We start from the raw sequence: 25,965 nt of genomic DNA, 5'->3' as shown, positions 1-25,965 counted from the left end.
TATAGGAGATGGTTTTAATTTTTCCGGATAGTATATGATGAACTTTTCTCGCGTGAAATATATGGTGGCATGCACGTTGCCCGGTTATCTCCGGGGGATGATCCGTCGCATTGCGCATTTTTACAGAGGAAAGAAAGATCGGTCCGTAACGGCGCAACTGGAGGATATCCGCAATATTCTCATTTATAACCATCCTGTTTCCCAGGTCCCGCGGGCGGTGGGAAAACTGCGCTTATTGCAGGATGGTAATACCGTTTTACTGGCTCTTTTTGCGCGGAAATGCCGGGAGAACGGTCTGCGGTACTGGCTGGATTATGGAACTCTGCTGGGTGCGGTGAGGCACAGGGGATTTATTCCTTGGGACGATGATTTGGATGCAAGCATGATGAGGCCGGAATACGATCGCCTTCTGGAACTGCTGCCCTCCCTTTTTCCCCAGGAGGAAGGGTTTACCTGGAAACGGCACGCCTTCTTGCAGATAGGTTATGAGGGCACCCCCCTTAACATTGACGTATACCCCTATCATTTTTATTCAGAAAGCCTTATTTCTCCAGAACAGCACGGCAGGCTGGACAGGCGGCTGACTGTGTTCAAGAAGGATGTCGTGCTGATGGGGGACCGGATGAATATAAGCGACGAACAGATTCAGCAGAAAATCCGCCGGGAGATTCTGGATGGGAAAAAGCCTGCTGCGGAGGAAGACTTCCCCGGGATTTTCCTTTCTCCGGCCATTACCTTTACGAAAAACACTCATCTTCCCTATGAGACGTTTTTCCCCTTGGGGACCATGGATTTTGAGGGATTGAAATTTTCCGTGCCTAACCATGCACGCCAGTACCTGCAATTTTTTTATGGCGACTACCTGTCCTATCCGCCGCGGATACAGTTTAAGCATCCTTCTGTAAAATATATGGTGGAGCATGTTCCCTTTGAAACGGCTGTCAACCGTTTCATTGACATTTACGGCAAGCAGATTGATACACCTCATTCATGAAAACGGTTATTACCTATGGCACCTTCGACCTTCTTCATACGGGCCATCTCAATCTGCTCAAAAGGGCTAAAGCACTTGGAGACCGTCTTATTGTTGGCGTAACTACGGATAGTTATGACCAGAGCCGTGGCAAGCTGAATGTGATGCAGAGCCTGGCGGAGCGCATGGAGAACGTTCGGAAGACGGGTTTGGCGGACCTCATTATTACGGAGGAGCTGGAAGGGCAGAAATTACACGACATCCAGAAATATGGGGCGGATATTTTTGCGATCGGGTCGGACTGGACGGGAAAGTTTGATTTTCTCTGCGAGCATTGCGAGGTAGTTTATCTGGAACGTACCAAGGGAGTTTCTTCAACAGATCTCCGGTCCGCACGGAATTTCATTATCCATATGGGGATTGCCGGTTGTGGCAGGATAGCGGGCCGGTTTTTACAGGAGTCCAGATATGTCAGCGGAATTGAAATAACAGCCGTTTACGGACGGAATGAAGAAAAGGTGCGCCGTTTTGCGGAGTCTTATGAGCTGCCGGAATATTATACGGAGTATGAACGGTTCCTGGATAAGGTCGATTCCGTGTACATCGCCGTTCCGCATCATCTGCATGAAGAGCTGGTCAGGAAGGCTCTTATGAAAGGGAAGCATGTGCTGTGTGAAAAGCCTCTGGCCCTTTCCCGCAAGGCGGTGGAAGAATTGTTCCAGCTTGCGGCCGAGAAGGGATGCATTTTACTGGAAGCTCTGAAAACGGCGTTTTTCCCTGCATTCCAGCAGTTGATAGGCGTGGCGGAGAGCGGCGTCATCGGCTCTATTAAAGCAGTGGACGCCACGTTCACCAAGTTGATTGAGGATGATTCCGCCAGGGAATACGATCCCATGCAGGCCGGAGGTTCATGGACGGAGCTGGGGGCCTATCCCGTTTTTGTCATTGGAAAACTGTTGGGCACGGAACCCCGCGGGATCCACTTTGTGACCTGCAGAAAGTCGCAGACAGGCGTGGATATTTTTACGCGCGCCGAGTTTCTTTATCCCCATGCGGTCGCTTCCGCCACGGTCGCCATCGGGGCCAAGCGAGAGGGGGATTTGTGCATTACGGGAACGCAGGGTTACATTTATGTGCCAGCTCCGTGGTGGAAGACGGATTTGTTTGAAGTGCGCTTTGAGGACACCCGGCTCAACAGGAAGTATTTCATCAAATTTGAAGGCGACGGCCTGCGTTATGAACTTGCCGCCTTTTTGCGCCTGATTCACGGCTGTTGCCATGAAGCGCGTCTCATGTCCAAGGAGGATTCCCTGTTCATGGCTGACGTCACGCAACAGTTTCTGGAAGACAACAGTGCTGAGGAGATTAGATGACGCTGGTCAGCGTATCGGTCTCTGGAAATGAAAGAAAGAAGGGTTTTCCTCCTGTCCTTCTACGTTGACCAGGAGATCATAAATGTGTCTGGCAAATACGATGTCATGAAGCCCCAGACCGATATTGTAGCTGAGGATGCGTTCTTCCGCAGAAGTTCTTCCGGCAGTTTTTCCAGCCAGGACCAAGGATATTTCCCCGAATTGACGGAATTGTTCAAAATAGCGGAAGCCCTTGACATGATCACGATCATCGGCAAATACCTTGTCGAAAAACAGATCGCAGTTTTGAAAACCTTTGGTATGTACGGGAATGACAGTAACACCCGGTTTGAAACAACTGTCTTCGGCAAGGATGCCTTCCGCATTTGTAATGCAGGAAATGACGGCATCAGCCCCGTCAATCAATCTGTTGACATCCTCCTCTTCTTCAAAGCGGACGTTGGCATGGTGTTGAAATTCTTCGATGAATCGGGAAGCCTGGTTTTTATAAGTAAGAAGACGTACCGTGAAGTTTTTCTCAGCATACAGTGACAGAATGCATGCCATGGCGGCCCGGGCCGTGTTGCCCAGCCCCATGAGGGAAATAGTCTGAAAATCTTGATTAATGAATGTTTGAAGGGCCAGGGCGGCTACAGCCCCCGTGCGGGCGTTTGTGACCCAGAAAGCGTCCATAAGTGCCAGCAGCCTTCCTGTACGATAATCGTAAAGAAGAATTTCCCCATCAATAGTTCTGGTCCGTTCCGGATAACGCGTTACGATTTTCACCCCCATGGCGTTTAAGCTGGGCGCGATGCAGGGCATCGTGTTCATGAACTTGCCCTGTTCAAATACAATGCTTGTTTTATGCGGAAGGAAGACCGGACCTTGTTCCTTAATGCAAAAGCTTTCCCTCACCCATTGAAGAGCTTGACGGGGGGAAATATCCAGGGATGAAATGACTTCATGAGGGATGGTCAGCATGCGGGTACGCGGGGTGTTAGGAATGATGTGTGGGTAAGGGACTGATGTCGGGGGAGGTGTTTTGCGCGGCCGTCTCCCGCATGGCGCGGATCAGGGTGTCATTGTCAGCAGTATCCCTGACGGCGATGCGTATGAATTCCCGGCCTTCAAAGCCCTTTTTCCGGCTGCAATCCTTGATCAGGATGGAATAGTTTTTCAAGAGAAGGCTGGTCAGAGAACGTGCTTTCATAGGCGGTTTTACCTCGCACATGAAGTAGTTTGCCTGGGAGGGGAACACGTTCAGGAAGGGGATATGGGAGAGTTCCTGCATGAAGCGGTCCCGTTCTTCCATGAACCGGTGGCATGCGCGTACGTAGGATTGTTCATATTTACCGAAGATTTGCATGTAGAATTCGGCAATGGAATTGATGTTCCAGATGGAGACATCCTTTTTCATCCATGCAATCAATTCCCGGTCTGCTGAAGCCAGTATGCCCAGTCGGAGGCCCGGGACGCCATAGGATTTTGAAATGCTTTTGACCACTGCCAGATGTGGATGCTCCTCAAGGATGTCATCTCGCAGCAGCGTATTGTCCGGCATGCCGCGGGAGAAATCCACAAAGGATTCATCCGCGATCAGGCGGATGCCGTGGGCCTTCGTCCACAGGCAGAGGCGCAGGACGTCATCTTTAGGGAGGAAAAAGCCGGAAGGATTGCCCGGGTTGACCAGAAGCAGGGTTTGAATGTCTTTTCCGGAGAAAAACTGTATCAGGTCGTCCGCCGTGTAGCTGAAATCCCTGGACACCGTGTGGAAGGGTTCCACCATGTCCGGGGCCATCCTGTTTGGGTATTCTTCAAAGGTGGGGTAAATGACCCCCATTTTTCCTTCCAGCCGGGACATGAGCGCCTTGATCAGTTCTGCAGCGCCGTTCCCGACGCAGACATATTCCAGGTCGATGCCGAAGTATTTTGCGGCCAGCAGGCTGTTCACCCTCATGCCGGACGGGTATTCCCTGACCAGGTGCCCGAAGTTCGCCTTGAGCTCGGACATGAGGCGTTTGTTGGGAAAATACGGGTTGACCAGGTAACAGAAATCCTTAATGCGGGGGTAGCGCCAGTAGCCGCCATACCGGGATTCCATCAAGCGTAGATGTTCCTCCTGGTCCAGAGTAAACATGGATGCGGCTATGTCCAGGTCCTGGATATCGTCTATTTCATACCATGCCTCGTTGCCAAGGCGCAGGGCTTTGATTTCCGGCTTGTCCAGCAGGGCGATGACCCGCAGCACCTGCTCGTAATATTCATTGTTGCCCAGAGCTTTGCTGTAGGCGGAGAGGAAAGGGACATAGTGGCTATGGGAGAAGCCCCTGCTGAATTTGTAAATGTTGACGGTCTTAAAATATTCTGTCTTCTTCTTGTAGGAGAATTTGCTGCCGGGAATGAACTGCTTGATGTTGTCGTCTTCATCCAGTGTAACGACGGTGCCGTCCATCCAACTTTCAAATTTGGCGACGAGAGCCAGATTGGGGTAGGGATGGTGCAGCAGGACGTCAATGACGGAATCTTCAAAAATCAGGTCGGATTCAAAAAGCAGCGTATCATCCTGCAACAGGTGTTCCTTCGCCAGGTAAAGGGAGTAAATATTGTTAGTGGTGGCGTAAAGGGGATTATCCACGTATTCCACAGGGGTGGAAATATCCAGCAGGGAAATGAAGGATTTGAGCTTTTCTCCTTCATAACCCGTAACGACGATGATTTTTTCCAGGGATGGGGAAAGATTTTCCAGTTGTTTCAGCATGCGCTCAATCAGTGTAACACCGTTGATCTGAATCATGCATTTGGTATTGTTCCGCGTGAGGGCACCCAGTCTTTTCCCCATTCCGGCCGCTAAAATGATCGCCTGCATAAATACTTTAATCTGTCTTAAGAACTCAAAAAGAACTGGAAACCATGTTTAACGAATTGATCATCCGCCGTCAAAGTAAAAATTTCTGTAAAAACATGTTAGCCGGAAACACCCTGGTTAAAAAGGAAAAGTCCTTAATATATTTTCCTTCATTTTCCATTGATTGAGCTGCGGTGAGATATAGAGCTCCTCTTGCGAATGATCAATCCGCATGTTATGAAAAGTTGAGAAAAACAAGTGGGGAATTTTTCCCGTCCTTTCATCCTGTGAAAAATGGTTTTAATATTAGGAAACCGCAGGTTTCCTCAAAAATGAAAGGGTTGTTTTTCGTTGACTTGTGATGCTTGAAGGATACGCTGTTGCCCCAGCGGGATATGCTTGCTTAACAAAGGCTGGCGGGTTCCGAGTATCTCTGACCAGATTTTCTTGCTATGAAATTGCCTTCGTTCGTTACTGCCAGAAGAACCGGAAAGTTAGAGGGAAATAAGCATTTGTGGGTGACGGAAGTACGTTGTTGCGGTCTGAAGGTGCTCTCTTCATTCACGGACAGGAAAAAGCGCACCATCCGGTTTTTCGGTATTCCCTGTGGACGGTTCAAAGTAGGGAAGGAAAATGAATATGCACAGCTGAGAAAACTGGTAAAATCCACCGTTCGTGCGGAGGATCTTCCGGTGGCATCCGGCGTGCTGAGGATTGTACAGCAAGCCATGGCGTTATTTTTGAAGGAAGTGGGCCATCTCCTTGAAGAAAACGGCTACCGGTACTGGCTGGATTTCGGTACTCTGCTGGGGGCGGTCAGGCATAAGGGATTTATTCCGTGGGATGATGATCTGGATATTTCCATGCTGCGGAGCGACTATGAGCGTCTGAGGGCGAATGCCGCCGATTTGTTTGTTTCCCGCGGCTTTTCCGTCAACCTGGAGCCGTTTATTCAGATTGGACTGCCCGGAACCTTGTGCAATGTGGATATTTTCCCGTACGATGTCGCACCCGGTTCCTGGTCTCCGGATGATCCTGAGGAACGGGATTGGCTGCAGCGTGGTTATAAGGCATCTGAACTTATTGATTATAAGGCTGATTCATTTCAGCGTTATCAGGCGCGGTGTTCTTATGAGGATAAGATGAAAATCCGGGACGAGCTTCTGATGGAGGGAAGGGATCCTGTTGAAGGGGGAAACGTCTTTCTTGGTTTTGAAATCCCTTTTGCCGGTCCCTGCCGCCATTCTTTCCGTCATGAATGGATGTTCCCTCTGTCCCACGTCCTGTTTGAGGGAATGACTTTTCCGGGACCAAAGATGCCTGAAATGGTTTTATACGGACAATATGGAGACTGGGGCGTTCTCCCGGATGCCCCTCCTGTTCATTTTGACTTGAACCGGATTTCCAAGGAAGTTCTTCGGAGAATGTTGTACATGCGGGATACGGGCAAACTGCCGGAATGCGGTTAAGGAGGCCCAGGGGAGGGGATGAGGAGCTTGTCCCGGGTATTTTACCCCTCCGTGTTTTCCGGGCAAGTGCTCCGGAAGAAAGGTTTTCGTGAAGTGCCTCCCCACGGAGAAGCCTGGATGGGAATGCGTCCCGAGGGTACTCGTTTCTTTTTATATTTGTGCCGGCACGCTTCATGGAATTCAGTTGCCGCAAGGGCTTGAGACTCTCCTTCCGCTGCGGGGACGGTTCATGACGCGGGGGTGCGGGAATTGTCTTTCTCCTTGACCCTGCTGATTGCGCCGGAGTATCATCGGACAATGAGAAGACCCCCGATTCCTGGTTTGGTAATGGAGGACGGATGGCTGCAGCCGTATTCCCGCCAGATACGCGACCGCCAGCGTTTGTTTGATCTGAAAGTGAAAAGGATCATCCAGCGTTCCGGTTCCCTGGAGGGGTATGCGCAGGGATACCGCTATTACGGGTTCAACCGTGATCCGGAGACGGGCGCGTGGACGTACCGCGAATGGGCGCCAGCCGCCCGTGGGTTGTTTTTGATCGGGGATTTCAACGGATGGAACCGGGAGAGCCATCCGCTGGTGCGGAATGAGCGCGGCGTTTGGGAGATAACGCTTCCGGCTGATTCTCTGGCTCACGGGCAGAGGGTGAAGGTGCATGTGATCGGTGCGGACGGGAAGGGGAAGGACCGGATTCCGGCCTGGATCACCAGGGCCGTGCAGGATCCCTCCACCTATGATTTTTCCGGGGAAATATGGATGCCGGAACATCCTTATGAGTGGAGGAATGCGGGTTTTGACCCTTCCCGGGTAGATGTTCCGTTCATTTATGAGGCGCATGTGGGCATGAGTGGGGAAGAGGAGCGCGTGCATACGTACCGGGAGTTTGCGGACCAGGTTCTTCCCCGTATAGCGAAGCAGGGTTACAATGCCGTGCAGCTGATGGCCGTGCAGGAGCATCCCTATTACGGTTCCTTCGGTTATCACGTTTCCTCCTTTTTTGCTCCTTCCTCCCGGTTCGGCACGCCTGACGACCTGAAGTACCTGATCGACCAAGCGCACGGCTTGAATATCGCCGTGCTTCTGGACGTGGTGCATTCCCATGCCGTGAAGAACGAGGCGGAGGGCCTGAACAATTTTGACGGTTCCGGCGGCATGTATTTCCTGCCCGGGGAACGGGGGCATCATCCGGACTGGGATTCCTGCTGTTTTGATTATGGCCGGGACGAGGTGATTGAGTTCCTGCTGTCCAACGTCCGGTGGTGGCTGGAGGAATTCCGCTTTGACGGCTTCCGCTTTGACGGCGTGACGTCCATGTTGTATTTCCACCGGGGGCATGAACCGTTCGGGGATTTGGGCGCGTATTTTAGTCCGTCCGTGGACCTGGACGCCGTGGCCTATTTGCAGCTGGCTTCCACGCTGATCCAGCAGGTAAGGCCAGGCGCCATGGCGATTGCGGAGGATATGTCCGGCATGCCGGGGCTATGCCGCCCGGTGGACGAAGGGGGGCTGGGTTTTTCCCACAGGCTGGCTATGGGCATTCCCGATTACTGGATCAAGCTGCTCAAGGAGAAAAAGGATGAGGAATGGAGCATGGGTGATATGTGGTATACGCTGACCAACAGGCGTTACGGTGAGCCGCACGTGGCTTACTGCGAGAGCCATGACCAGGCCCTGGTGGGGGACAAGACCCTGGCGTTCCGCCTGATGGATGCGGAGATGTACTGGAAGATGGGCCTGGACCAGCAGAGTCTCGTTGTTGACCGCGGCATGGCCCTGCACAAAATGATTCGTCTGGTGACTCTGGCTACGGGCGGGGAAGGCTGGCTGAATTTCATGGGCAATGAGTTCGGGCATCCGGAATGGATTGATTTTCCACGGGAGGGTAACGGCTGGTCTTATGAGCACTGCCGCCGCCAATGGTCCCTGGTGGACAATCCGGCCCTGAGGTTTAAATTCCTGAATGCCTTTGACCAGGCCATGGTCCGAATGGCGCTGGATGCCCGGCTGCTGAATAATCCGCCGCCGTTCCCGCTGAATATTGACGAGGGCAACCAGGTCATGGCGTTCCACCGCGGCGGCTTGTTGTTTGTGTTCAACTGGTCCGGGGACAGGGCGATGATGGATTACGTGCTGCCCGCTCCGCAGAAGGGGGAATGGCGGGTGGTGCTGGATACGGACAGCGCCCGCTTCGGCGGTTTCGGAAGGCAGGACGGTTCCATTCCGCATTTCACGGATGAAGCCGGGGCTCTTTCCCTGTACCTGCTGCCGCGGACAGCCCTTGTCCTGAAAAGAGTGGGTTCTGCCGTCATGTCCCGGCCGCCGGGGCAGGATGAGGGGTAGCAAAAATTCTGCGTCAAGCCTGATCCTAAAGCGGCCGGACTCTGGGAAAGGCATCCGGCGCAGGTCCGGATGCATCAGGGGAGGGTGCGGAACCGCGTTTTGCGCGAAGCTCTGATCCCGGAGTTACCACTGTGCGGGCAGTTTCGGCAGGGGCGGAGCTCCGGAGCCCGCTTTTTTCAGGCGGATGGTCAGCGTGTCCGTCTTGAAGTTTTTTGACTTCTCGTTGTTGAGCCCCCACAGGATGGCCCCTTCCGTAGTCATTTCCGGATAGAACGTTTTTTCCGCGGAAAAGTAGCCGGGTTTGTCCGCCGCCACATGCACGGGCTTGTGCCTGTTGACGGAGACGGAAACGGGAGCCTGCCCCACGTAATCCCCATTGACGCGCAGGCTGGCTCCGGAAGGGATGCTGCGGATGGTCATGTCCCTGGAAGAGCTGCTGCATGAAATGCATGCGCAGCAGGCCGTGGACAGGAGGAAGAGGTTTTGGAAAAGGCCGTGGGTCATTGTGCGAGGGAATCAGTGATTTTCCACCATGTTCATAGCGGCTTGCTTGATCTGGGAGGCCATGGAATTAAGGGCATTCGCCCTCGTGGGGGCCAGATGATCCTTCAGGCCTGTCTTGTCCAGCTTGGACATGTCCGCTTTCAGGATTTCCTCCGGCGGCAGGCCGGAGAGCAGCCGGATGAATACGGCGATGAGGCCCTTGGTGATGAGGGAGTCACTGTCGGCGGAGAGCTTCAGCACCCCTTTGTCCGGTTCCGTGTGCAGCCACACGCGTGACTGGCAGCCTTTGATGAGGGAATCGTCCGTCTTCCGGGAATCGTCCAGTTTGGGGAGCTTCTTGCCCAGGCTGATGATGTATTCGTAACGTTCCGTCCAGTCCTGGAACAGATCAAGTTCATCCAGCAGGTCTTGCAGGCGTTCTTCGTAGTTCATGGCGAGGAGGAGAGGGAGGAGTTATGCCTGGTGGCCGGCCGCCAGCGTAGCCAGAACGGCTTTCTGGGCGTGCACTCTGTTTTCCGCCTCGCGGAAGATGACGGGAGCGAAGTGTTCCAGCACGTCTTCCGTGATTTCCTTGCCACGGTAGGCCGGCAGGCAGTGGAAGACGGAGTGGTTGGGCGCGGCATGTTCCAGAAGTTCCCTGTTCACCTGGTAGGGATAGAAGTGTTTTTCCTTGGACTGGCCTTCCGCTTCCTGGCCCATGGAGAGCCACACGTCCGTGTTGATGACGGAGGCTCCCCTGACGGCTTCTACGGGGTCCGTGGTAAAGATGACGTTGTCGCAGTCCAGGTGCCTGCGGAAGTCTTCCAGCGGCAGGTAGTTGGTCGGTGCGCCGATGGCGAGCGTGAAGCCCAGCCTCTTGGCCGCCCACATCCAGGAGCGGGACATGTTGTTGTCCCCGTCCCCCACGAAGGCTATCTTCATATCCTTCCAGGAGCCGGGGCCGTAGATTTCCTCAATGGTGAGCAGATCCGCCAGAATCTGGCAGGGGTGCTCCTCATCCGTCAGGGCGTTGATGGTGGGAATGCCGGAAAAGCTGGCGAATTCCTCCACTTCCTGCTGGCCGTACGTCCGGATGGCGGCGCCGTGGATCATGCGTCCCAGCACGCGGGCCGTATCCTTGATGGGTTCTCCGCGTCCCAGCTGGATGTCATGGACGGAAAGGAACATGGGGCGGCCTCCCAGTTCGCTGATGCCCACTTCAAAGGAAACGCGGGTGCGGGTGGAGGATTTGGAGAAGATGAGCGCCCAGGTCTGGCCTTTCAGGGGAAGGTGTTCATGGTGGCCGCGTTCCGCCTTGAGCTTGTGGCCCAGGGCGAGCAAGTCCCTGATTTCGTCTCCGGTAAGCTGTTCTATGGAAAGAAGGTTTTTCATTGTGTTGGAAAGGGAATAAAAACAGGAAAGCCGCACCATACTCCCGGTTTTCTTAAAAGAAAAGGGAATAATGCGGCTTTCCCCGGAGGGATGGAGGTGCCTTTACAGCCTGGCCGCCGCCTGGTCCGGCCACGGCACGGGGGAGCCTTCCCGGGCTCCGGCAGGGTTGTCTTTCTTGTACGTGGGCATCTGGGCCTTGCGGTCCTTGAGCAGGGCGGTCATGGTTTTTGCCATGGCTTTCACGCGTTCCGGGTGCTGTCCCGCCAGGTTGTGCTCTTCACTGATGTCTTCCTTGAGGTTGAAGAGCTCGAATTTCTGGTCGGCATGCCAGTAGATAAGCTTCCAGTCCCCCTGGCGCATGGCCGTGCTGGGGGCGTAGCAGGGACTATTGCCGCTTCCTTCCCCCCAGATGTTGGGCGTATGGAAGAGCAGGGGGCGGTTGGGGTTCATTTTGCCGCCCTTCAGCAGGGTAACGAAGCTTTTTCCGTCAATGACCTGGGGAGCCTGGATTTTTTTTGCGCCCGCTATTTCCAGGATGGTCGGGAAAAAGTCTTCAATAATGACGGGGGTCGTGCAGACGGTTTCCGGCTTGGTGACTCCGGGCCAGTAAACGATCATCGGCTCCCGGATGCCTCCTTCCCGGTTGGAGCCCTTGCCGAAGCCAAGCGGGTAGTTGGATTCCTTGTTGCCCATGCGTCCGCTGATAGCCAGGCCGCCGTTGTCCGCCATGAAGATGATGATAGTGTTTTTGTCCAGGTTGTTCTTTTTCAGGTATTCCCGGATGTCGCCCAGACTCTTGTCCATCCCCTGGATCAGGGCGGAGTACCTTTTTTCGTTATCAGACCATTTGTGGCCGTCGTTGGGGTTGGAGTAGTCTTCCGCAAAGCGCTTGTCATAGCCGCGCATGTCAAAGGGGGCATGAATGGCGTAGTGGGCCATGTACAGGTAGAAGGGCTTGTCCGCCTCCTTGGGGTCTTTCCGGATGGCGTCCAGGCGTTTCAGTGCTTCCTGCGTCAGAGCCTCCGTCAGGAACACGTCGTTTTCATAGTAATTGTTTTCGTCCAGCCCGCGGACATGGAAATTCCCCGTGCCGTATTTCTGGGAGCCCCGGTAGTCCGCCGGGCCGCCGATTTCCGTACCGGCAATGTTGTAGTCAAAGCCGAAGAGTCTGGGGTTGGCTCCCGGAGTGTTTTTGGTGCCGAAGTGGGCCTTTCCGCAGTGGATGGTGGTATAGCCCTGTTTTTTGAGCAGGGCGGGCAGTCCCAGAACCGGGGTGAAGGGTTTCTCCATCTTGTACTGGATTTTCTCTTCCGTCAGGGGAAGCCGGGTGGTGCCGGACGCCTTGGTGCCCGCCGGCTGCACGCCGTTGATGCTCCAGTCCGCCGGGGCCTTGATGGCCTTGTGGGCGGCGTCCGTGGATTGGTCCCGAAGGAGCGTCCAGTTGGTGACGCGGTGACGCGCCGAGTTCATGCCGGAGATAAGGCTGCACCGCGTGGGGGAGCAGATGGGCTGTGCATAGGCGTTCGTGAACACCATTCCCTGCTTGCCCAGGGCTTCCATGTTGGGCGTGCGGTAGCGCTTGTTAAGGAAGGTGGGCTTGGGGGTGCCGTCCGCTTCCCTCCAGAACGGCAGGGAGGTATCCTGCCATCCCATGTCGTCCACCAGGAAGAGGATGATGTTGGGACGCTTCTGAACCGCCGTGTGAGGCGTGTTTGCAGGGGCTGCGGAAGAGAACAAGGCGCTTCCCGAGAGAAACAGGGCGAGAGAAAAAGCTATGCAGGGAGTCTTCATAACGGAAAAGTCAACGTTAGTATAACGCACTAAAGATGGAATCCTGTCAAGGATTCGTGTTCCCGCGGCATTTTTTGTGGAATGGCCTTTCTCCGGTGTTCCAGAGTTCGCCGGAAGGAAAGCCTTATTCAAACAGGGCTGGGTAGGATTCCCTGGCCAGGGCCATGCTCTGGTCAACGATGGTCCTGCTGTTGGGCGCGCGAAGCGCCTGTTGCGCCATGTCCCGGCATTTCCCGTAATCCAGGTTGCGGATGGCATAACGGATGATGGGGACCAGGTGGACGCCTACGGACAGGGAAGTGGCTCCCAGCCCTACCAGCAGGGGAAGCAGGGTGATGTCTCCCGCCATTTCTCCGCAGATGGCCGTAGGAACGCCTTCCCGCTCACCAGCGGTGATCGTCATGCCGATGATGCGCACCACGGCGGGATGCGTGGGGCGGAACATGTTGGCCACGCGGTTATTGATCCTGTCCACGGCAATCGTGTACTGCGTGAGGTCATTCGTGCCTATGGAGAAGAAATCCACTTCCCTGGCAAGCACGTCCGTCATGATGGCGGCGCTGGGCACTTCAATCATGATGCCCACTTTCAGGTCCCGCGCGTACGGAATATTTTTCTTTTCCAGTTCTTCCCGGCATTCCTGAAGGATGTGCTTGGCCGTGATTACTTCCGTATAGCCGGAAATCATCGGGAACATGATGCCGCAGCCGGGCGTGTCCGCACAGGCGCGGAGGATGGCGCGGAGCTGCTGCTTGAAGAGTTCCGGACGGCTGAGAGAGACGCGGATGCCGCGCCAGCCCAGGAAAGGATTCGGTTCCGGCGTGCAGAGCCGTTCGCACGGCAGTTTGTCCCCTCCGGAGTCCAGCGTGCGGAAGATGACGCCATGGGGCGCGCAGCCTTGCGCCAGTTTTTTGTAGTAGCGCGTCTGTTCCTCCTCGTCCGGCATGCCGGCGGGGTTTCCCAGCAGGAAGAACTCCGTTCGGAACAGCCCCACGCCTTCCGCTCCCACCTCCTTGATGCCGGAGTATTCATGGGGGAATTCCACGTTGACGGAAAGTCGGATTTTACGGCCGTCCCTGGTGATGGTGGGGAGGTCCCGCAGGGCTTCCAGCGCCTTGTAGGTCTTTGCCTTTTCCACCTGGAGGCGGTTGTAGTATTCTATCGTCTCCTGCGTGGGCTTCAGGATGAGCACGCCCTTGTAGCCGTCCAGGATGGCGGGGGCATGGCTTTCCACCTTCAGGAGGGCCTGGTCCAGCCCCACGACGGCGGGAATGCCCATGGAGCGCGCAAGAATGGCGGTATGGGAGACGGAGGAGCCTATTTCCGTGGCAAACCCATGAATCAGGTTAGCATCCATCGCCGCCGTATCGGAAGGGGTCAGGTCGTAGGCCACCAGCACCTGGGCTTCTTCCGCGTCTTCCTCTTCTTCCAGGGGTTCCGTGCTGCGGAGGTTGTTGATGACGCGCTGCATGACGTCCTCCATGTCCGCGGTTTTGGCCCGCAGGTAGGCATCATCCACACGGCGCAGGACTTCCATGTAGTTCTGCATGACTACATAAAAGATGTGCTCCACGTTCTGGAGGCGCTTGGTCAGTTCCTTCTGAACCTGTTGGAGGACGACCTTGTCCTGAAGGAGAAGGATGTGGGCGTCAAAGATGGAGGCGTCCTTTTCCCCGGATATCTGGATCATGCGCTCCCGCAAGGCCCTGATCTGGTCTGCGGTGGTTTGCAGCGCCTGGTGGAAGCGCACAAGCTCGGCGTCTATCTCCTCCGGGGAAATTTCGTACGCCACGGGCTCCTTGGAACCGCTGATCTGAATTTTGATCTTGCCCAGGGCAATGCCGGGGGAAACGGGAATGCCCTGAAGCCAGGTTTCTTCCGTGGAAATAGGGTCCTGAATCATCTGCGGGCTTGATGGCCCGGTCTCATATGGCCGTGAGCCGGAGTGTTCAATCTTCTTCAAACTTGCGGGAAATCAGGTCTTCCAGCGCGTTCAACGCTTCCTGTTCATCTTTCCCTTCCGCCGTGACGGTAATTTTGGAGCCGTGGCCTACCGCCAGCATCATCAGGCCCAGAATACTCTTTCCATCAACTTCTTCGCCATCCTTCTCCACGACAATGTCTGCATCAAATTTACTGGCCAGTTTGACGAATTGAGCAGCCGGACGCGCGTGAATGCCGAGTTTGTTAATGATGGTGAGTTCCTTGGTGACCATGGAATTTGAAGTAAGGGGTGATAACGGTTGCTAGAACGGTAAGTACACTAATTGAAGTTTTTTTCCAAGAGTTTTTTGTCAGTCCTGGTTTTCGGAGGTCTGGAAGTTTGACATGAGGCGGCGGTTGAACTCCCCGGCCATGTCAATGCCCATGTCCTTGAGATGGTAGTCCATGGCGGCCACTTCCACCAGGCGGGCAATGTCCCTGCCGGGGGCTACGGAGAGCTGCACGTGGAGCACTTTTTCGCCAAGAACGTCCAGGCCTTCCCGTTCCAGCCCCAGCCTGTCCAGTGCTTCCTGGTCCTTGGCGGGAATGAGCGTGACGATGAGGTCCAGCCGCTTGTTGTGGCGGATGGATTTGAGACCGAAGAGGGTGGTGATGTTGACGATGCCCAGGCCGCGCACCTCCATGAAGCCGCGGCTCATCTCCGGCGCGCTGGCCACCAGTTCGCCGCCCACGTTGCGCACGTACACCATGTCGTCCGCCACCAGGGCCGCGCCGCGTTCAATCAGGCCCAGGGCGGTTTCACTTTTACCCACGCCGCTTTTGCCGCGGATGAGGACGCCCACGCCGCGCACGTCCACCATGCAGCCGTGCAGGGTGAGGCTTTCCGCGAATTCGTTTTCCAGAATGATGGTGGCGGAGTTGACGAATTTCATGGTGACCAGACTGGTGCGGAAGACGCAGACGCCGGCCTCGTCCGCCAGTTCCACGATTTCCCGGGGCGGATCCTGGTCACGGGAGAAGACGATGCCCGGCACCTCGCACCGGAACATGCGCTGAATGCGTGATTTGCGCATGCCCTCCGGCAGTTTTTGAAGATAGGCCAGTTCCGCGGAGCCGAAGACCTGGATGCGCTTGTTGGCAAAGTAGGAGTAAAAGCCGGCGATCGCCAGTCCGGGGCGGTTCAGGGCGGGTTCGCAAATGTGGCGGCTGAGGCCGGCCGGGCTGTTGATGAGCTCCAGTTGGAGGGCTTCCTTGTATTTGCCGTAAAATTTGGACAGGGTGACGAAATCCACTTTCTTCACTTTGGATTTGCTGAACATGATCCTATATAAAGGAACAAATGTCGCGCGAGGGCAATCAAATATGTTGCTGAATTCGCGCCGGAGCTCCATTTTTTTGAAAAAAGGCCCGTTCCGGCGCGGAATGCCACACTTTACCGATTGATTTGATGGCTCAGGCATGGTCTCATGATGTCATGAACAGACTGGATCAGTTGGCTACATTGTTAAGATTCCCCAGCATTTCCGCCCAGAAGGAACACGCCCAGGACGTAAGCGATTGCGCGGACTGGCTGGTGGACAAGCTGTCCGGCATGGGGCTGGAAGCCGTGGCGCACAAGACGCACCTGCATCCCATTGTGATGGCGCGCAGCCCCCGGGAAGAAGGCAAGCCTACCGTGCTGATTTACGGCCATTACGACGTGCAGCCCGTGGACCCGATTGAGCTGTGGGACTCAGACCCGTTTGAACCGGAGGTGCGGGACGGGAAGATTTACGCCCGCGGCGCCACGGACAACAAGGGCCAGCTGTTCGCCCATATTCTGGGGGTGGAGGAATTGCTCCGCCAGAACGGCGGCCACCTTCCCGTGAACGTGATTTTTCTGCTGGAAGGGGAGGAGGAAGTAGGCAGCGGCAGCCTTTCCCAATTTATCAAGGACCACAGGGAGGAGCTGGCCTGCGACGTCATTGTCGTTTCCGATACCGGCATGGCTGCTCCGGACACCCCCACGTTTTCCTATGGCCTGCGCGGCCTGGCCGGGGCGGAGATTATTGTAAGGGGGCCTTCCGCGGACCTTCATTCCGGCGTGTTCGGCGGTGCGGTGGCCAATCCCATTACGGCCCTTGCGGAAATCATCACCTCCTTCCATGACGAGGACGGCCGCGTGGCCGTGAGAGGGTTTTACGACGGAGTGGAACCCATCGCCACCTGGGAGCGCAGCATGTGGGCCACTGTGCCTGGCATGAGCAATGGGGAACTGGCGGAGCTGACGGGTGTGGAAACCGTGGTGACGGAATCCGGATTTACCGGAGCGGAATGCATTTTCGCCCGTCCTACGCTGGAACTCAACGGCATCGGCGGCGGATACCAGGGGGAGGGGAGCAAGACGATTATTCCCAGCCATGCCTTTGCCAAGATTTCCTGCCGCCTGGTTCCGGGCCAGCATCCCGAGAAGATTGAAGACCTGCTGGAAGAACATGTGAAGAGCCATACTCCCAGGGGCGTCACGGTGGAATTCAAGCGGGGCCACGGCGGCAACGCGTACGTGTGCGATCCCAATTCCGAGTTCGGGCAGGCCGCCCAGCAGGCTTTGGAAGAGGCCTTTGGCCGCAAGCCCGTGCTGGTGAGGGAAGGCGGCAGCATTCCGATTATTGAGGAAATGAAGCGTGTGCTGGGGGCGGACGCCCTGATGCTGGGCATGTGCCTGCCGGACGCGCGCATCCATTCTCCCAATGAGAATTTCCCGGTGGACCTGTTTTCCAAGGGCATCGACATGAGCCAGATTCTTCTGCGCCGTCTGGGGCAGATCAAGCATTGACCGCATTTTTATGGACCAGCCTGCCGCCGCTGAAATCGTCAACCTGCACAAGACCTTCAAGACGGGCCTTGGCAAGCCCGTGGTGCATGCCGTGCGGGGGATAGACATGAGCATCCGGCAGGGCGAGGTGTATGGATTGATCGGGCCGAACGGCTCCGGCAAGTCCACCCTGATGAAAGCCCTGCTTGGGCTGGTGAGGCCCACGCAGGGGGCCTGCACCATCTTCGGCAAGTCCAGCCTGTCCCCGGACAGCAAGGAGGAAGTTGGCTTCCTTCCGGAAAATCCCTACTTCTACAAATTCCTGACGGGGGCGGAAACCGTTTCCTTTTACGGAAAGCTGTGTGGCCTGAGCGGAAAATCCCTGAAAGAAAAAGTACGGGATTTGCTGGACCTGGTGGGGCTGGCTGACGCGGCGGACAGGCGGCTGGGCGGTTATTCCAAGGGGATGCTCCAGCGCATCGGCATGGCGCAGGCCCTGGTGCAGTCTCCCCGCCTGCTGGTGCTGGATGAACCGACCGCCGGCGTGGATCCTTTGGGTTCACGGGACATCCGGAATATTATTGAGAACCTGAAAGGCCGCGGAATGACCGTTTTCCTGTGTTCCCACCTGCTGGAACAGGTTCAGGAGGTATGCGACCGGGTGGGCGTTATTTTTAAAGGGCTGCTCATTGCGGAGGGTTCCGTGAACGAGCTGACGCGGGATTCCGACAAGCAGGAAATTCTGCTGGAACATGCCTCCCCGGAACTGCTGGAACGGCTGAAGGAGATCGTGCAGGAAGACGGCCGGGCCGCATGGCTGGAGGCCGGCCACCCGCGCAATTCCCTGGAAAGCGTATTTTTAAAGAGCCTGCTGGAATGGAAGGAAAAACACCCCAACCCGGAACCGTAGGAGGTCCGGCGGCTTCCAAGCGGGAAGTGCGCCGTATGATACGTGAAAGGATAGGCGGGTTGGACGCCGCCTCCCGGGAGGCCATGTCTTGTTCCATCTGCCGCCGTGTGGCGGCTCTGGCGCAGGAGAAGAATTTCCGGCGCATAGCTGTATTTGCCGCCAGGCCGGGGGAGGTGGATTTGCTGCCCCTGCTGGACATGCTGCCGGACCGGGAATGGTATTTCCCTCTGGTGCATGAGGAAAGGACGCTGAGCTTCCACCGCGTGCGCCATCACGGGGAGTTTGTCACAGGCTGCTGGGACATTCGCGAACCCGGCCCCGGATGCCCGGAGCTGCATGCTGGTGAAATGGATTTGATTGTCCTGCCGGGAGCCGCTTTTACGCGGGACGGCAAGCGTCTGGGGTATGGCGGCGGATTTTATGACACCCTGCTGGCCGGTCCGGCTGCGGGAGTGCCGCTGGCGGGAGTCTGCTTTCCCTGCCAGCTTCTGGATGACCTTCCCATGGAGGCCCATGACAGGCTGGTGGATATGGTGATTACGCCGGACGTGGAATGACGGTTCCTGGAAGGGGGGCCGTTTCTGCAGCGGGGGCCGGGAGCCCGGAAAGAGAGAGGGAAGATATTAGAGACGGAACCGGTGTTTTTGCACGGTCAGTTTATAGAACAGGTCATAGCGGGCGTTAAGCAGGGGCTGGAGATGTTCCACGCCGCCGGCCACCTGGCCGCGGATGTCCGCATACAGTTTGCGGTAGTCGGAAAGGCCGCTGATCATGGCTTCATACAGGGGCGTGCGCAGTCCGCATTCCACGGCAACGTGCATTTCCGCCGCCGCGGCCACAATCTGGCGGGACAGCCGGAACTGCATCCAGGCCAGCCCCACGTTGCTCCCCACCCAGACGGCCAGGGCTGCAGCCACGCAGGCAAATCCCGCCGCATGCTCTCCGAAGCAGCCCAGCAGCGCCCCCAGAATCACCATGATGAGCATCAGCTTGATTTCCGTTCTCATCACGTCTTCCTGGTCCAGGAACAGCTTGCTGAGGCATGGCTTGATGCCGAAATCCTTCAGAGGCATGTAAATGGAACGGCCCAGGCGCTCCTTGTACACTTCCAGGTCCGTCTGGAGCTTCGTAGCCGGGAAGTCGCCTATATCGCAGTCCCACTGCTCCTTTACCCGCGGGCGCACATGGTTCCAGTGCGTCTGGCAGATGTTGAGAAATTCCTTGTTGTAATACGCGTGACGTTCCTCAATGCCGGATTTGGCCAGTTCATAAAACCACTCGTCAATGACAGGCGGGAGCTTGTGCAGGATCATCGCGCGCCGGATGGAAAGGAAGCGGCCCATCTGGCGGGCCGATTTTTTCCCCAGACGCGGCACGCAGTCCTGCACGTACTGGGCATACGCCTTGAGTCTGGCGGGCATTTCATCCTCCATCTGGAGCTGGATGCGGTCAATCTCCCGGTCAATGGAAGTCAGGAAGCCGGAATCCATCTTGGAAAGGCGGTGCAGTTCATTGAGCACCTTTCCCTGTTCTTCCAGAAGCTGGTCCGTAGCCCGCAGCAGGCGTTCCACCCGCTTATCCGTCAGCGGGCTGCGTTTCAGGACCTCCTGCACGCAGGTTCTCAGCGCTTCCACGCCTTCCCCCGCCTGTTCCCCGGCGGTCGTGACGGGGTACAGGGGAAGCTGCGCGCCCAGGCGTTCCCGAGAGGTGGCGCGCAGTTCCTCTTTCAGGGATTGGAGCCGGTCAAAGGAGAGCAGTTCCGCGTGGGTGATGACGAGCACCATGCGGGTATGGAGGCGTTCTTCCAGCGTTTGGAGGTAGTCCCAGAGGACGGGCTGGTTCCCGGCTGTGGCGGAGGTAACTACGAGGATGGCGTCTGATTTGGGGACGATGTGCTTCAGTTTCCGGGGGGCGTCCTCCTGTTCCAGGCCGAGGGTGTCCCAGAACTCAAGGTTCAGCAGGGCGTCCGACGGGTAAAAAAGGTCCAGCACCCACTCATGGGTGTGCGGCGCGGGATGGGGCCTGTACTGCCAGCGGACCAGCGTGGCTTCACTGGTAACGCGGGAACAGAAACATTCCCCGGCCAGGGCGTCCAGTGTGGAGGATTTGCCGGAACCCGTCAGCCCGATGACAGTGACGTTTTGCGGAGAGCAGCATTCCGCCAGGGCTTCCTCCACGTCTTGCTGGGAATTGAAACGGCGGTCCGGGCCAATGCGGGCGGAAAATGCCGCGGCGGCATCCGCTACGTCCCGCACCGCATGCGGAATCACGTTTTTTCCTCCTGTCAGCATGGGGTAATGAGGTCAAGAATCCGTCCGGGCCATCCCGTTTTCTTCCGGAACAAACCTACACGCCGCTGTTCTTTCTGTCCAATCAAAATCACGGTGCCGGAGCATAGGACCGTCCGCCGAAAATGGCGGTTCCTACGCGGACGAGGGTGGCTCCTTCCTCCACAGCCGTTTCGAAATCATGGCTCATGCCCATGGAAAGCTCCGTCAGCGGAGTCCCCCCCCTGGCGGCCAGGGTTTCCTTCAGCTCCCGGAGGCGGCGGAAATAGGGGCGGGCCTCTTCCGGATTTTCCACGGCGGGAGGAATGCACATGAGGCCGTCGATTTCAAGGTGGCGCAGGGCGGTCAGCTCCGGCCATTCCCGTTCCAGGGCCTCCGGGGAAAAACCGAATTTGCTGTCTTCATCCCCTACGTTCACTTCCAGCAGGATGCGGGGGCGCTTGCCCGTCTCCTGAGCCACGGTGTCCATGAACTGCGCCAGCCGCAGGGAATCCACGGCGTGGATCAGCGTGAAATGTTCTATGGCCTTGCGCACCTTGTTGCGCTGCAACGGGCCGATGAGGTGCCATTCCGTGTCCGGGGGAAGGGCGGGGATTTTTCCCAGGGCTTCCTGAACCTTGTTTTCTCCAAAAACGCGCTGGCCTGCATCGTGGCACGCCCTGACGTCCTCTGCGGGAAAAGTTTTGCTGACGGCGACCAGGCGGACGGACCCTGACGGGCGGCCCGCCCGGAGTTCCGCTGCGCGGATGCGGGAGAGAATATGTTCCAGATTCTGTTGGATGCTCATGATGGATTTCAATTCAGGGAAGGCTGTGCGGGAGCATGGCTCATGATGTGGTGCAGGGGGGAGAGGCTCCGCATGGCCATGGCCCAGACCTTGGAGGAGTCAGGCTCCAGGCAGATGTCCGGCACCATGGGGGAGACGTACCAGGCGCGGTCATTCAGCTCCCGCCGCAGCTGGGAAGGCGTCCACCCGCTGTGGCCCACGTAGGCGCGAAGGGTCACGCGCGGGTCGTCGACGTATTCGAGGGCCTGTTCCTCCTGCAGATGGAACTGGATGCGCAGTTTATCCTCCGTACGGACAAAGGCGGCGAAAATGAGCTGATTGCGTTCCACGGGGCCTCCCTTGAAGATGGGGACGGCGTAAAGGGATTCCGGAATGTCCGTATGGCGCGCCACTTCTCCCACGTTCATGCCGGCCGGATGGTTCAGGATGTGGCCGATGACGAATTCCTCCTCCACACGGCCCAGGAAAATCACGGAATGGTAGAAGCCGCCGCCGTCCAGGTAGGGGGCGGAGACCAGGAGATGGCCCGCCAGGTTTTCATTGCTGATATCTTCATGTTCCATCATCGCCATAAGCCTACGTTAACAAATGTGACGGATGCAGGCAACCATGCGTTCAAACAGCCATGTCAGGGGCGGGAACACAGGGATGCTGGCAGAGGGCGGCAGGGAAGAGGATGTTCAGCGAAGGCTGTAACGGGTTCCCTTGGAAGAACGGCCGGAAACCTTGGCGCTCCGGACGGTTTTGCGGGAGGCCGCCTTAGTTTTGGACGGAGCGGCCTTCTTCTTGACGGATGCCGTTTGCTTGCGGGCAAGGGCTACGGCCGGGGGGCGGGAGGCCCGGCGGCGATGGGAAATGATGGATGCCCTGTTGATTTCATCCATGGAGGGCGGTGCGGAAGCCATGACCAGCAGGGAGGGATCATGCGTTTTTTCCGCCTGGGCCAGCGCTTTCAGGGAGGCATTGATGGAACAGCGTTCGATCACTACGGGGTCCCCGGTCTGAAGCAGGTTGAACGCTTCATACACGTCATTGCTTTTCATCCGCACGCAGCCGTAGGAAGCGGGCGTCCCGATGGTGCGTTCCTCCGCTGTTCCGTGGATGTAAATCAGGCGGGAGTGGGCGTTCCGGTTCCGGGATTCCAATCCTTCCAGCCACATGATGCGGGTGACGATGGGATCGCGTCCCGGGGAATCCGGCGCTACGCATTCCCCGGTGGGCTTGCGGCTCTTGAACACCATGCCCTTGGGTTGTCCGGTGCCGATCTTGGAGGCGATGCGGTGGGCGCCCAGGGGCGTCCGGCAACTCCCCTTCTTGTCGCCCAGTCCGAATTTGGAAGTGCTGATGGGATAGGTTTTTACTACCTGGCCGTTGCGCAGGACGGCCATTTTCTGGTCCCGGACGCTAACGACGGCGCCATCCTTGACGATGGCGGTGGGCTGGTAGTCCGGCCCGGAGCAGGATACCAAAACGCCGAGCACCGCGAAGGCGGCGCCGGCGACTTGAATCAGGCGTGCTGCTTGCGAGAGAGGCGCAGGCATGGGAAAGAAGTCAGTTTTTGGCTTTGGCAGTTTGTCTGGCGGGAAGCAGGTTGGAGATCATGCGGCCCAGGGAACAGAAGCCCGTGTAATAGAATCCCAGGAAGGGAATCATCAGGATGGGGGAAAGGTAATGGCCCTGGCGGATCATGATGATGATCAGGTTCAGGAAGAAGGTGCCGCAGGCGATTTCCAGGATGGGAATGACGACGGATTTGATGGCCTTGTAGCCGTTGCGCTTGAGCTGGGAGACGTGCTGCCTGTCTTCCTTCTGGTCCACGCCGTATTTGGGCGTGCGTACAAACGCGGACTGATGGCCGAAGATGGCTTCCAGAACGGCCTTGGCGTTGTTGACGGCCATGCCTACGCTCAGCGTAAGGAGAAGCGGCAGGTAGGGCAGTTCCTTCCACCAGGATTTGGGGCGCACCACGATCTGGGCGCTCATGTAGAAGATGCAGACGGCCACGCTGGTCAGGAAGAACAGGGCCACGTTGACAAACCACATGAATACCGTTTCATTTTCCGGGATGCGCTGTGTGCAGATGGGGTACACGAGGAAGCAGAGCAGGGCCAGCAGAAGGTAGGAGTAGTTGCAGGTGAGGTGCGTGGTGGCTTCCACCTTGGCTTTGAGGGGGGCCTTGGAACGCCAGATGTCCAGCAGGATTTTCTGGCAGACCTGGATGGAACCCTTGGTCCAGCGGTGCTGCTGGGACTTGAAGCCATCCATGTCCACGGGAAGTTCCGCGGGGGTGACGACGTCGTTCAGGTAAATGAAACGCCACCCCTTGAGCTGGACGCGGTAGGAAAGGTCCATGTCTTCCGTCAGGGTATCATGGGACCAGCCGCCGGCATCCCCGATCACGCATTTGCGCCATATGCCGGCGGTGCCGTTAAAGGTAAAGAAGCGGCCGGAGCGGTTGCGCGCCGTTTGTTCCATGGCGAAGTGGCCGTCCAGGTACATGCCCTGGACGCGGGTCAGCAAATTGTATTCCCGGTTGATGTGGCCCCAGCGGGTCTGGACGAGGCCCACGCCTTCGTCCGTGAAGAAGTGGATGGTTTTTTGAAGGAGGTCCGGTTCAGGAACGAAATCGGCGTCCAGAATCAGCAGGAATTCGCCTTTTGCCACCTTGGTGGCCGCTTCCAGGGCGCCGGCCTTGAAGCCCGTGCGGTCCGTGCGGTGGATGCAGACGGCGTCAAAGCCGCGGGCCTTCAATTCCTCCACCTTGCGGTAGCACTGTTCCGTGGTGTCGTCCGTGGAATCGTCCAGAATCTGGATTTCCAGCCTGTCCTGGGGATAGTCCAGCGCGGCCACGGATTCCAGAAGGCGATCTACGACGAACTTTTCATTGAACATGGGGAGCTGGACCGTAACGACGGGCAGTTCCTGGAAATGGGACTTGGGCTGGGGCTTGTTGTTGCGGTTCTTCCAGTACAGGTAAACAATGCTCAGGCGATGGAAGCCATATCCGGCCAGACCGACGAGAACTAGAAGATAGCACAGGAGCCAGATAAAATTGTAGTTTAAAGACATACTGGACTTGCAAGGGTGTTTGGTATCTTTTTGCGTCAGGGGTTGGGGATTTCCTTGACGTGAGGCCCGTATAAGACACCATAGGGCGAGAGTCAAGACATATTCCGTTTTGCTTAACCTTTTTGAGTTTTGTTATGAAGAGATTGTATCTGCTGGCCGCGGCCGTATCCGTCACGGGAGGAATGGCGTTTGCCGCTCCAGGGGAGGAAGCCCTGGAAAAGGAGAACGCCGTGCTGGACGTGCAGACGCCTCCGTCCGACAGGCAGGCCCAGCCGTCCATCCCGGAACGCCTGCTGGATGATTCCCACATGAACGAGGAGCTGGGCATCAACGAATTTACCGCGCCCTCCATCCGCAAGATTTTTGAAGACCTGGAAGGCCTGCCGGAGATTCCGGAAAGTGCTGCGCTGCGCGCCCGCCCGGAACGTCCCCCCATGGACCGCTGTTCCCTGGCTCTCCAGCTGGGCGGCATGATGGCGGACGGGTTTGTGATTGTGCAGTGCGGCAAGATGAATGAGGTGAAGCCCATTGCGCTGGACCTGTCCAACTATGCGAAGGCCATCGGGGCCGGGGAACGGGTGAACCGCCACGCCGCCAGCCTGCTGAAAAATGCGGAGGACGGGGATTTGAGCAGTTTCAAGAATAACCTGGCCCTGATCCAGTCCGACGTGGAACAGGAGCTTGCCTCCCTGCGGGATTCCGACATGGCCAACCTGATTGGTCTGGGAGGGTGGATACGCGCTCTGGACGCCGCCACGGCCGCCTTGGACAACAAGTTTGCGGAGGACAAGGCGAAGGTCATTTTCCAGCCGGACGTGCCGGAGTATTTCCATTACATTCTGGACGGAGTGGAACCGGAAATGAAGGAACGCCGGGACATTGCAAAGATCATGAGCCTCCTCACGACGTTGCAGGAGCAGATGACGCTGGCTCCGGACGCCAAGCCTGCGAAGGCCGGCGTGGAAGCCATCCGCAAGACGACGCTGGAGCTGATGAAGGCGGCCCTGGCTCCCGTGGAATCATAATTCCTTCCGTGGTTTCCGTATGGTTCTTCCCCTCTTGACCAGCCTGGACGTGCGCCTGACGCCGCGCAGCCTGTATTCCCGGGATGAACGTCTGGAGCGGATGGTCCAGGAGGACGGGCGCATTCCCGTACCCTACAATGTAAGCATCCTGAATACGGGGGACGGTGCGGTGCGCATCATCGGCAAAAAGTGGACCGTCCGTTCCCATGAAGACGGCACGCAGGTGATTGAAGGGGATGAGCTGTTCGGTTCCCGCCCGCTGCTGTGCCAGGGGCAGATTTTTGCGTTCAACGGCCTTCAAATGCTGCGCCTGCCGGCGCGTATCCAGCTGACCCTGCTGGTCCGGGATGAGGCCGGAATTCTTTACCATACGGACCCGGTCAGCCTTAAATGGTGAAATAAAAAAGCCCTGCATGAAATTGCAGGGCTTTTTTATAGTGATTAAGGATTAAAGATAAGAGAATGGATAGAACGTTGGCAGACCGTGAACGGTCTGATATTTGATC

Annotated in this window: 23 protein-coding genes; 9 read left to right on the top strand and 14 right to left on the bottom strand. The window is 56.9% G+C overall.

The features are described 5' to 3' along the window. The first annotated feature begins 34 nt into the window (after window positions 1–34). Both LIO64_RS08255 and LIO64_RS08250 read left to right on the top strand, forming a co-directional pair. The gene (locus LIO64_RS08255) at window positions 35–994 is read left to right on the top strand and encodes a LicD family protein (protein WP_345779577.1); all 960 of its coding nucleotides are present in this window, start codon (window positions 35–37) and stop codon (window positions 992–994) included. Continuing rightward, window positions 991–2,346, top strand: a complete 1,356-nt coding sequence (locus LIO64_RS08250; RefSeq protein ID WP_290548967.1) for a Gfo/Idh/MocA family oxidoreductase — start codon at window positions 991–993, stop codon at window positions 2,344–2,346. The genes LIO64_RS08255 and LIO64_RS08250 overlap by 4 nt, the downstream gene beginning before the upstream one ends. Window positions 2,347–2,352: 6 nt before the next feature. On the opposite strand, the gene LIO64_RS08245 is transcribed toward LIO64_RS08250, so the two are convergent. Together LIO64_RS08245 and LIO64_RS08240 are read right to left on the bottom strand one after the other, a co-directional pair. Further along, entirely contained in the window at window positions 2,353–3,306 is a 954-nt protein-coding gene (locus LIO64_RS08245) for a hypothetical protein (RefSeq protein ID WP_290548966.1), read from the bottom strand. Window positions 3,307–3,322: 16 nt separating this feature from the next. Then, window positions 3,323–5,191, bottom strand: a complete 1,869-nt coding sequence (locus LIO64_RS08240) for an aminotransferase class I/II-fold pyridoxal phosphate-dependent enzyme (RefSeq protein ID WP_290548965.1) — start codon at window positions 5,189–5,191, stop codon at window positions 3,323–3,325. A 431-nt stretch (window positions 5,192–5,622) separates the two neighbouring features. Between LIO64_RS08240 and LIO64_RS08235 the strand changes: the two genes are divergently transcribed. Both LIO64_RS08235 and LIO64_RS08230 read left to right on the top strand, forming a co-directional pair. Then, window positions 5,623–6,639 carry a LicD family protein gene (locus LIO64_RS08235; RefSeq protein ID WP_290548964.1) on the top strand — a complete coding sequence of 339 codons (1,017 nt, stop codon included), beginning with the start codon at window positions 5,623–5,625 and terminating at the stop codon, window positions 6,637–6,639. Window positions 6,640–6,936: 297 nt separating this feature from the next. Continuing rightward, on the top strand, window positions 6,937–8,976 hold the full coding sequence (locus tag LIO64_RS08230) for an alpha amylase C-terminal domain-containing protein (RefSeq protein WP_290548963.1): 2,040 nt from the start codon (window positions 6,937–6,939) through the stop codon (window positions 8,974–8,976). A gap of 123 nt (window positions 8,977–9,099) precedes the next feature. On the opposite strand, the gene LIO64_RS08225 is transcribed toward LIO64_RS08230, so the two are convergent. From LIO64_RS08225 to hprK, 7 genes are all read right to left on the bottom strand, one after another. Continuing rightward, window positions 9,100–9,480: a PEGA domain-containing protein gene (locus LIO64_RS08225; RefSeq protein WP_290548962.1), complete on the bottom strand. Its 381-nt coding sequence runs from the start codon at window positions 9,478–9,480 to the stop codon at window positions 9,100–9,102. Between the two features lie 12 nt (window positions 9,481–9,492). Further along, entirely contained in the window at window positions 9,493–9,912 is a 420-nt protein-coding gene (locus LIO64_RS08220) for a SufE family protein (protein WP_290548961.1), read from the bottom strand. 21 nt (window positions 9,913–9,933) lie between these two features. Continuing rightward, window positions 9,934–10,851 carry an ornithine carbamoyltransferase gene (gene argF, locus LIO64_RS08215; protein WP_290548960.1) on the bottom strand — a complete coding sequence of 306 codons (918 nt, stop codon included), beginning with the start codon at window positions 10,849–10,851 and terminating at the stop codon, window positions 9,934–9,936. 102 nt (window positions 10,852–10,953) lie between these two features. Then, window positions 10,954–12,642 (bottom strand): sulfatase, encoded by a 1,689-nt coding sequence (locus LIO64_RS08210; RefSeq protein ID WP_290548959.1) that lies wholly within the window; start codon window positions 12,640–12,642, stop codon window positions 10,954–10,956. A gap of 124 nt (window positions 12,643–12,766) precedes the next feature. Beyond that, a complete protein-coding gene (gene ptsP, locus LIO64_RS08205) occupies window positions 12,767–14,545 on the bottom strand; it encodes a phosphoenolpyruvate--protein phosphotransferase (protein WP_290548958.1) in 1,779 nt (592 codons plus the stop codon). Window positions 14,546–14,591: 46 nt separating this feature from the next. Beyond that, the gene (locus LIO64_RS08200) at window positions 14,592–14,858 is read right to left on the bottom strand and encodes an HPr family phosphocarrier protein (protein WP_290548957.1); all 267 of its coding nucleotides are present in this window, start codon (window positions 14,856–14,858) and stop codon (window positions 14,592–14,594) included. Between the two features lie 78 nt (window positions 14,859–14,936). Next, window positions 14,937–15,905: an HPr(Ser) kinase/phosphatase gene (gene hprK / locus LIO64_RS08195; RefSeq protein WP_290548956.1), complete on the bottom strand. Its 969-nt coding sequence runs from the start codon at window positions 15,903–15,905 to the stop codon at window positions 14,937–14,939. Window positions 15,906–16,033: 128 nt separating this feature from the next. On the opposite strand from hprK, the gene LIO64_RS08190 reads away from it, so the two are divergent. Genes LIO64_RS08190 through LIO64_RS08180 form a run of 3 tightly spaced genes read left to right on the top strand, consistent with a single transcriptional unit; the run spans window position 16,034 to window position 18,847 of the window. Then, on the top strand, window positions 16,034–17,401 hold the full coding sequence (locus LIO64_RS08190) for a dipeptidase (protein ID WP_290548955.1): 1,368 nt from the start codon (window positions 16,034–16,036) through the stop codon (window positions 17,399–17,401). A gap of 10 nt (window positions 17,402–17,411) precedes the next feature. After that, window positions 17,412–18,290 carry an ABC transporter ATP-binding protein gene (locus LIO64_RS08185; RefSeq protein WP_290548954.1) on the top strand — a complete coding sequence of 293 codons (879 nt, stop codon included), beginning with the start codon at window positions 17,412–17,414 and terminating at the stop codon, window positions 18,288–18,290. After that, window positions 18,194–18,847 carry a 5-formyltetrahydrofolate cyclo-ligase gene (locus LIO64_RS08180; RefSeq protein ID WP_345779576.1) on the top strand — a complete coding sequence of 218 codons (654 nt, stop codon included), beginning with the start codon at window positions 18,194–18,196 and terminating at the stop codon, window positions 18,845–18,847. Before LIO64_RS08185 ends, LIO64_RS08180 begins: the two co-directional genes overlap by 97 nt. A 66-nt stretch (window positions 18,848–18,913) precedes the next feature. On the opposite strand, the gene LIO64_RS08175 is transcribed toward LIO64_RS08180, so the two are convergent. The 5 genes from LIO64_RS08175 to LIO64_RS08155 all read right to left on the bottom strand — a co-directional run bounded on the left by LIO64_RS08175 (window position 18,914) and on the right by LIO64_RS08155 (window position 24,434). Next, window positions 18,914–20,581, bottom strand: coding sequence for a GTPase domain-containing protein (locus LIO64_RS08175; protein ID WP_290548952.1), 1,668 nt, complete (start codon window positions 20,579–20,581; stop codon window positions 18,914–18,916). 88 nt (window positions 20,582–20,669) lie between these two features. Then, window positions 20,670–21,365 (bottom strand): YggS family pyridoxal phosphate-dependent enzyme, encoded by a 696-nt coding sequence (locus LIO64_RS08170; RefSeq protein WP_290548951.1) that lies wholly within the window; start codon window positions 21,363–21,365, stop codon window positions 20,670–20,672. Window positions 21,366–21,373: 8 nt separating this feature from the next. After that, window positions 21,374–21,937, bottom strand: coding sequence for a YqgE/AlgH family protein (locus LIO64_RS08165; protein WP_290548950.1), 564 nt, complete (start codon window positions 21,935–21,937; stop codon window positions 21,374–21,376). Between the two features lie 108 nt (window positions 21,938–22,045). After that, window positions 22,046–22,906, bottom strand: coding sequence for a L,D-transpeptidase (locus LIO64_RS08160; protein ID WP_290548949.1), 861 nt, complete (start codon window positions 22,904–22,906; stop codon window positions 22,046–22,048). Between the two features lie 10 nt (window positions 22,907–22,916). Beyond that, the gene (locus LIO64_RS08155; RefSeq protein ID WP_290548948.1) at window positions 22,917–24,434 is read right to left on the bottom strand and encodes a cellulose synthase family protein; all 1,518 of its coding nucleotides are present in this window, start codon (window positions 24,432–24,434) and stop codon (window positions 22,917–22,919) included. A gap of 134 nt (window positions 24,435–24,568) precedes the next feature. On the opposite strand from LIO64_RS08155, the gene LIO64_RS08150 reads away from it, so the two are divergent. Both LIO64_RS08150 and LIO64_RS08145 read left to right on the top strand, forming a co-directional pair. Then, window positions 24,569–25,459, top strand: a complete 891-nt coding sequence (locus LIO64_RS08150) for a hypothetical protein (protein ID WP_290548947.1) — start codon at window positions 24,569–24,571, stop codon at window positions 25,457–25,459. A 19-nt stretch (window positions 25,460–25,478) separates the two neighbouring features. Beyond that, window positions 25,479–25,856, top strand: coding sequence for an ApaG domain (locus LIO64_RS08145; protein ID WP_290548946.1), 378 nt, complete (start codon window positions 25,479–25,481; stop codon window positions 25,854–25,856). Window positions 25,857–25,965: the final 109 nt, after the last annotated feature.

It is taken from the genome of Akkermansia sp. (assembly GCF_020860705.1).
Taxonomy (GTDB): Bacteria; Verrucomicrobiota; Verrucomicrobiia; order Verrucomicrobiales; family Akkermansiaceae; genus Akkermansia.
Note: the sequence above shows the minus strand (reverse complement) of the source record. Positions and strands in the feature narration are given on the sequence as shown.

Coding starts and splice junctions, on each gene's coding strand:
- LIO64_RS08185 (WP_290548954.1), top strand. CDS start 17,412: ATGGACCAGCCTGCCGCCGCTGAAATCGTCAACCTGCACAAGACCTTC.
- LIO64_RS08150 (WP_290548947.1), top strand. CDS start 24,569: ATGAAGAGATTGTATCTGCTGGCCGCGGCCGTATCCGTCACGGGAGGA.
- LIO64_RS08245 (WP_290548966.1), bottom strand. CDS start 3,306: ATGCTGACCATCCCTCATGAAGTCATTTCATCCCTGGATATTTCCCCC.
- LIO64_RS08255 (WP_345779577.1), top strand. CDS start 35: ATGATGAACTTTTCTCGCGTGAAATATATGGTGGCATGCACGTTGCCC.
- LIO64_RS08225 (WP_290548962.1), bottom strand. CDS start 9,480: ATGACCCACGGCCTTTTCCAAAACCTCTTCCTCCTGTCCACGGCCTGC.
- LIO64_RS08230 (WP_290548963.1), top strand. CDS start 6,937: ATGAGAAGACCCCCGATTCCTGGTTTGGTAATGGAGGACGGATGGCTG.
- LIO64_RS08190 (WP_290548955.1), top strand. CDS start 16,034: ATGGCTCAGGCATGGTCTCATGATGTCATGAACAGACTGGATCAGTTG.
- LIO64_RS08175 (WP_290548952.1), bottom strand. CDS start 20,581: ATGCTGACAGGAGGAAAAAACGTGATTCCGCATGCGGTGCGGGACGTA.
- LIO64_RS08180 (WP_345779576.1), top strand. CDS start 18,194: ATGGCTGGAGGCCGGCCACCCGCGCAATTCCCTGGAAAGCGTATTTTT.
- argF (WP_290548960.1), bottom strand. CDS start 10,851: ATGAAAAACCTTCTTTCCATAGAACAGCTTACCGGAGACGAAATCAGG.
- LIO64_RS08170 (WP_290548951.1), bottom strand. CDS start 21,365: ATGAGCATCCAACAGAATCTGGAACATATTCTCTCCCGCATCCGCGCA.
- LIO64_RS08165 (WP_290548950.1), bottom strand. CDS start 21,937: ATGGCGATGATGGAACATGAAGATATCAGCAATGAAAACCTGGCGGGC.
- LIO64_RS08145 (WP_290548946.1), top strand. CDS start 25,479: ATGGTTCTTCCCCTCTTGACCAGCCTGGACGTGCGCCTGACGCCGCGC.
- LIO64_RS08220 (WP_290548961.1), bottom strand. CDS start 9,912: ATGAACTACGAAGAACGCCTGCAAGACCTGCTGGATGAACTTGATCTG.
- LIO64_RS08250 (WP_290548967.1), top strand. CDS start 991: ATGAAAACGGTTATTACCTATGGCACCTTCGACCTTCTTCATACGGGC.
- LIO64_RS08235 (WP_290548964.1), top strand. CDS start 5,623: ATGAAATTGCCTTCGTTCGTTACTGCCAGAAGAACCGGAAAGTTAGAG.
- LIO64_RS08200 (WP_290548957.1), bottom strand. CDS start 14,858: ATGGTCACCAAGGAACTCACCATCATTAACAAACTCGGCATTCACGCG.
- LIO64_RS08210 (WP_290548959.1), bottom strand. CDS start 12,642: ATGAAGACTCCCTGCATAGCTTTTTCTCTCGCCCTGTTTCTCTCGGGA.
- ptsP (WP_290548958.1), bottom strand. CDS start 14,545: ATGATTCAGGACCCTATTTCCACGGAAGAAACCTGGCTTCAGGGCATT.
- hprK (WP_290548956.1), bottom strand. CDS start 15,905: ATGTTCAGCAAATCCAAAGTGAAGAAAGTGGATTTCGTCACCCTGTCC.
- LIO64_RS08240 (WP_290548965.1), bottom strand. CDS start 5,191: ATGCAGGCGATCATTTTAGCGGCCGGAATGGGGAAAAGACTGGGTGCC.
- LIO64_RS08155 (WP_290548948.1), bottom strand. CDS start 24,434: ATGTCTTTAAACTACAATTTTATCTGGCTCCTGTGCTATCTTCTAGTT.
- LIO64_RS08160 (WP_290548949.1), bottom strand. CDS start 22,906: ATGCCTGCGCCTCTCTCGCAAGCAGCACGCCTGATTCAAGTCGCCGGC.